Source organism: Rhodoplanes roseus (genome assembly GCF_003258865.1).
Lineage (GTDB): Bacteria > Pseudomonadota > Alphaproteobacteria > Rhizobiales > Xanthobacteraceae > Rhodoplanes > Rhodoplanes roseus.
The window spans coordinates 1-5,528 of sequence record NZ_NPEX01000343.1 but is presented as its reverse complement, the minus strand read 5'-3'; the positions used below and the strand labels follow the sequence as shown (position 1 = coordinate 5,528).

The following is a 5,528-nucleotide window of genomic DNA, read 5'->3' as shown; positions in this document are numbered from 1 at the left end:
CGCGGCGACCAGGATGGCAGAGCCGCCCATCACGGTGGAGCGCGAATGGAACGAGCCCCAGCCTTCCTGCACCAGCGTGGTGGAGCCGTGGCGCAGCCGCACCGCGCTCATCGGCAGGCCGAGCTCGTCGGCGGCGATCTGCGACAGGATGGTGGCGAGCCCCTGCCCGATCGCCGAGGAGCCGACATTCACCGTGATGCCGCCGTCCGGCTCGACGGTGAGCCTTGCGTTCTCGCGCGGCGCGCCGCCGCCACCCTCGATGAAGCAGGCACAGGCGATCCCGTGCCAGCGCCCGTCGATCAGCTCGCCCTGCAGGGCGGCCTTCTCGGCCCAGCCGAATTCGTCGAGGCAGCGCTGGAGGACGTGGCCGTAGTCGCCGTTGTCCAGCTCGGTCGTGGCGTCGACGCCGACGATCTCGGGGAACGCATAGGGGAGCTGGTCCGGGCCGAGGAGGTTGCGGCGGCGGAACGCCACCGGATCGATGCCGAGATCCTGCGCCGCCATGTCGAACAGGCGCTCGCAGAAGAAGCTCGTCTCGAAACGGCCGGGCCCGCGATAGGTGCCGGCCGGCGTCTTGTTGGTGACCAGCAGATTGGCGTCGAGCGCGATGCTCGGCACCTGATAGGGGCCGGGCATGAACTGCACGACGTTGCGCGGCGCCGTGAAGCCGTTGGTGCGCGCATAGGCGCCGAGATCGGCGTCGACGGTGCCGCGCAAGGCCAGCACGAAGCCGTCGCGCCGGCAGGCGATCTCCAGGTCGGCGTGATACTCGCGGGCGTGATTGGTGGCGGCGAGGTGCTCGCGGCGATCCTCGGCCCAGCGCACCGGGACGCCGAGCCGCAGCGCCGCGAACGGCACCAGGAAATCCTCCGGATAGATCTCGCCGCGAGCGCCGAAGCCGCCGCCGACATCGACCTCGATCAGATCGACGGCGGCGGGGTCGAGGCCGAGCAGGCCGGCGAGCGTCCGCCGGTTGTAGAACAGCACCTTGGTGGCGCCGTAGAGCGTCAGCCGGCCCGTCCCGGCATCGTAGGTCGCGCACAGGCCGCGCGGCTCCATCGGCAGTGCCGTGTGGCGCTGGGTGCTGAACTGCGCCCGCCGCGTGTAGTCCGCCGCCGCGAAGGCCGCGTCGGCATCGCCGCGGCGCGACCGCATCACCGCGATGCGGTTGCTGCCGGCCGCCTCGAACAGCAGCGACTCGTCGCGCAGCGCCGCGAGGTGGTCGGCGACCGGCGGCAGCGGCGCGATGTCGAGCGCGATCGCCTCCAGCGCATCCTCGGCGACGGCCGGATCGGTCGCCACCACGAACGCCACCGGCTCGCCGACATAGCGCACCTTGCCGGTGGCGAGGACCGGCTGCAGATAGGCCTCGCCCTCCGGCAGCCCGTGCTGGCGCTGCGGGATCATCGGCAGCGGATCGCCGACATCGGCCGCCGTGAACACCGCGACCACGCCCGGCATCGCACGCGCCGCGCTCGTGTCGACGGCGCGGAGAATCCCGTGCGCCTGCGGGCTGCGCAGCACCGCGCCGTGCAGCGCCGTCTCGGGCGCGAGGTCGCCGACATACTGGCCCCGCCCGGTGAGCAGGCGCGGATCCTCGACGCGCTCGACCGGGCTGCCGACCAGGACGTTGGGCCGGCTCGGGTGCGGCGCGCTCACGGCGTCTCCTCCGTGCGGCGATACGAGTCGCGCGCCGCCAGCACGGCCTCGACGATGGGCAGATAGCCGGTGCAGCGGCACAGATTGCCGGACAGCACGTCGCGGATGCGCTCCTCGTCGGCGTCCGGCTCGGCGGTCAGCAGCGCGTGCATGGTGGTGAGGATGCCGGGCGTGCAGAAGCCGCACTGGAGCGCGTGATGGGCCCGGAACGACGCCTGCAGCGGCGACAGCGCGCCGTCGGGCGCGAGGCCCTCGACCGTGAGGATCTCGGCGCCGTCGGCCTGCACGGCGAGCATCAGGCAGGAGCGCACCGCCAGCCCGTCGACCAGGACCGTGCAGGCGCCGCAGACGCCGTGCTCGCAGGCGACATGCGTACCGGTGAGCCGCGCCTTTTCGCGCAAGGCATCCGCGAGGGTCATGCGGACCGGCACGTCGAGCGTCGTCTCGGTGCCATTGATCGTGAGGGTGATGCGTTCAGTGGTCATGCGGCGTGTCCGAGGCCCGCGGCCTGCGCGAGCGTGCGTTCGGTGAGGGTGCCGAGCAGCGCGCGGCGATAGTCGGCCTCCGCATGGATGTCGGTCTGCGGGGCGACCTCAGCCGCGGCGGCGCGCGCCGCGGCCGCGAAGGTCTCGAGCGTCGGCGCGCGGCCGTTCAGCTCGGCCTCGGCGCCGGCGAGCCGCTGCGGCACGTCGCCGATCCCGAAGCCGGCGACATGGGCGTTGCCGATCAGGCCGGACTCCTCGTCGAAGAACAGGGCGACGCCCGCGAGCGCGAAATCGCCCCGGCGTCGCGAGAACTCCTGGAAGCCGTGGCGGCGCGCCGCGGGCCACGGCGGAAATCTCACGGCGACGATCAGCTCGGCCGGCTCGAGCGCCGTCGTCAGCGGCCCGAGGAAGAAGTCCTGCGCCGCCACCACGCGGCGCCCGTCCGGCCCCTCGATCACGATCTCGGCCGCGCAGGCGAGCGCCACGGCGGGCAGCTCGGCGGCCGGATCGGCATGGGCGAGGCTGCCGCCGATCGTGCCGCGGTTGCGGATCTGATAATGCGCGATGTGCGGGATGGCGGCGGCGAGCAGCGGGCAGGCACGCGCGAGCCGCTCGTCCGCCTCGACGTCGCGCCAGCGCACGCGGGCGCCGAGCTCGACGCCGCTCTCGTCCACCGTGATGCGATCGAGCCCCGGCACGAGGCGGAGATCGACCAGCAGCGACGGCGCCGCGAGCCGGAAGGCGAGCATCGGCATCAGGCTCTGGCCGCCGCTGATCGGCTTGGCGTCGCCGTCGTGGCGCGCCAGCAGATCGATCGCCTCGGCGAGCGAGGTCGGACACGCGTAGTCGAAGTTCGGCAGCTTCACCTGGGTCTCCGGACCGGCATCGCCGGTCGATCCTGCGGGAGCGTGCCCGGGCGCGGAGATGCTGCGCCGAATAGCGGGACACTGTTCCACAACAGTCGCACCGCGCCGTCCGCGTTGTCAATTTCGACCGCGCCGCTCTCCACGTCGATTGACTTCGGGTTTCGCCCCGGCCACACTATTTTGAAACACTGTTCCATTATTCGGCACACAGCGATCGGGTCTGCGAATGCTCACGAACCTTCCCCGTCTCCAGGCCATGATGGCGCGTGAAAAGCTCGACGCCGTGATCGCCACCTGTGCCGAGAACGTCACCTATCTGAGCGGCTTCTGGGCGATGTCGCAGTGGGTGCGCCGCGGCCCGCAGGCCTATGTGCTGCATCCCAGGGACGAGGCGCCCTGCATCGTCGCCAATTCCGGGATTCTCGATCTGGTGCCGGACCAGGATCTCTGGGTGAAGGAGATCCGGCGCTACGGCTATTTCGAGATGAACGTCGACGAGACCGCGACTCTCGACGCCGCCGACGCGATGCAGCGCGACCTGTTCGCCGGCCCGGCCGCGAAGGGCCCGGTCGAGGCGCTGGTCGCCGCCATCCAGGAGAAGGGCCTGAGCCGGGGACGGTTCGGGCTCGACGAGATGGGCATCACGCCGCAATGCATGGAGCAGCTCCAGGCGCTGCTGCCCGACGCGACCTTCGTGCGCGCCTTCGCGCTGTTCGAGCACGTCCGCTCGGTCAAGACCGCCGACGAGATCGCGATCCTGCGCAAGGCCGCCCGCATCACCGAGGGCGCCATCGACGCGGCGCTCGCGGTGGCGGCCGAAGGGATCACCGAGCGCGAGATGCTGCGCGCCTTCAACGCCCATCTGGTGACGAACGACGCCGCCCCGGTGGTCGGCTGCATCGGCTTCGGCACCAGGAGCGCGATGATCAACGTGCAGCCGTCCGACCGCGCGCTGAAGCGCGGCGACCTGATCCGCTTCGACGTCGGCGGCCGCTACAAGCACTACCGCTCCGACATGTCGCGCGGCGCCGTGCTGGGCGAGCCCGATCCCAAGGTCGCGCGCTACTACGCGGCGGTGGAGAAGGGTGTGCTGCGCGCCTACGACGTGATCAAGCCGGGCGTGAAGGTCTCCGACCTGTTCGACGAGGTGGTCGAGACGGTCCGCCGCGAGGGCATCCCGCATTTCAATCGCAGCCATGTCGGCCACGGCATCGGGGTCGACGGCTACGATCCGCCCAACATCGCCGCCTCCACCACCAGCGTGTTCGAGGAGGACATGGTGGCGTGCATCGAGACGCCCTATTACGAGCTCGGCTTCGCCGGCATCCAGGTCGAGGACATGGTGCGGGTCACGCGCGACGGCGCCGAGTCGCTGATGACGCTCGACACGGCGCTGCGCCGGCTCTGAGCCGCGCGTGCAAGCAAACCATCTGGTCGGATCGGAGTGACGCGAATGAAATTCTCGGTGTGCCTGGCGACCGGATACGAGGGCCTCGTCTATCCGATCCCGTTCTGCGAGCCGCAGGACCTGATCAGCACCGCGGTGCTGTGCGAGAAGCTCGGCTACGACGCGGTGTTCGGCAACGACCACATCACGACGCAGCACTATGTCCGCGAGATCTTCCCCGAGCCGCCGAACTTCTACGACGTGCTGATCACGCTCGCCATGATCGGCCAGGCGACGAGCCGCATCCGGCTCGGCACCTCGCTGCTGGTGATGCCGATGCGCGAGCCCGTCTATCTCGCCAAGCAGGTCGCGACGATCGACCAGATGACCGGCGGCCGCATGATCCTGGCGGTCGGGCTCGGCGCCTACCGCGAGGAGTTCGAGGCGTGGGCCGGCCAGCGCTATCCGGGGGCGCGGCGCGGCGACATGCTGGACGAGGGCCTCGCCTGCTTCAAGACGCTGACCGAGGACAAGGTCTCGACCTTCGAGGGCAAGTACTACTCGTTCACCGACTTGGAGATGTTCCCGAAGCCGAAGCAGACGCCCTTCGCGCTCTATATCGGCGGCCACAACATGCAGGCGATCGAGCGCGCCGCGAGCATCGGCATGGGCTGGCTGCCCGGCTGGCGGCCCTTCCACGAGATCGCCGAGCGGATCACGGTGCTGCGCCGCCGCGCCGAGGAGCTCGGCCGCGATCCGATGTCGATCGAGGTGGCGCCGCAGTTCTCGCTGCTCATCGGCAAGACCGACCAGGCGGCCGAGGAGACCTACATGCGCAGCGGCCTGGTCGCGCACCGCAAGTCCCTCGCCTACACGGGTCGCGATCCGGCCCATCAGGTCACCGGCAACCTGGTCGGCTCGCCGCAGCTCATCATCGACAAGATCCACCAGTTGAAGGCCATGGGCGTCGACCACTGCTCGGCCATGGCGCTCGCCGTGAACTCGCAGGCCGAGTATCTCGAGCAGGTGCACTGGTTCGCCGAGGAGATCATGCCGCACTGCAAGTGAGGCGGCCTCCTCGCTCACCCTCCCCTGGAGGGGGAGGGTCGGGCGCGTGCAAGGCACGCGCTC

Annotated in this window: 5 protein-coding genes; 2 read left to right on the top strand and 3 right to left on the bottom strand. The window is 70.5% G+C overall.

From position 1 onward, the window contains the following. The 3 genes from CH341_RS27610 to CH341_RS27600 all read right to left on the bottom strand — a co-directional run. On the bottom strand, nucleotides 1-1,659 hold a 1,659-nt coding region (locus CH341_RS27610; protein WP_111422163.1), incomplete at its 3' end, for a xanthine dehydrogenase family protein molybdopterin-binding subunit. Next, nucleotides 1,656-2,144 carry a (2Fe-2S)-binding protein gene (locus CH341_RS27605; RefSeq protein WP_111422162.1) on the bottom strand — a complete coding sequence of 163 codons (489 nt, stop codon included), beginning with the start codon at nucleotides 2,142-2,144 and terminating at the stop codon, nucleotides 1,656-1,658. The genes CH341_RS27605 and CH341_RS27610, both read right to left, overlap by 4 nt. Then, nucleotides 2,141-3,010 carry an FAD binding domain-containing protein gene (locus CH341_RS27600; RefSeq protein WP_111422161.1) on the bottom strand — a complete coding sequence of 290 codons (870 nt, stop codon included), beginning with the start codon at nucleotides 3,008-3,010 and terminating at the stop codon, nucleotides 2,141-2,143. The genes CH341_RS27605 and CH341_RS27600 overlap by 4 nt, the downstream gene beginning before the upstream one ends. A gap of 226 nt (nucleotides 3,011-3,236) precedes the next feature. On the opposite strand from CH341_RS27600, the gene CH341_RS27595 reads away from it, so the two are divergent. Continuing rightward, nucleotides 3,237-4,418, top strand: a complete 1,182-nt coding sequence (locus CH341_RS27595) for a M24 family metallopeptidase (protein WP_111422160.1) — start codon at nucleotides 3,237-3,239, stop codon at nucleotides 4,416-4,418. A 45-nt stretch (nucleotides 4,419-4,463) separates the two neighbouring features. Beyond that, nucleotides 4,464-5,465, top strand: a complete 1,002-nt coding sequence (locus tag CH341_RS27590; RefSeq protein ID WP_111422159.1) for an LLM class flavin-dependent oxidoreductase — start codon at nucleotides 4,464-4,466, stop codon at nucleotides 5,463-5,465. Nucleotides 5,466-5,528: the final 63 nt, after the last annotated feature.

What these genes read in the sequence shown, in the direction of transcription:
- CH341_RS27605 (WP_111422162.1), bottom strand. Translation starts at nt 2,144, where the DNA reads ATGACCACTGAACGCATCACCCTCACGATCAATGGCACCGAGACGACG.
- CH341_RS27595 (WP_111422160.1), top strand. Translation starts at nt 3,237, where the DNA reads ATGCTCACGAACCTTCCCCGTCTCCAGGCCATGATGGCGCGTGAAAAG.
- CH341_RS27590 (WP_111422159.1), top strand. Translation starts at nt 4,464, where the DNA reads ATGAAATTCTCGGTGTGCCTGGCGACCGGATACGAGGGCCTCGTCTAT.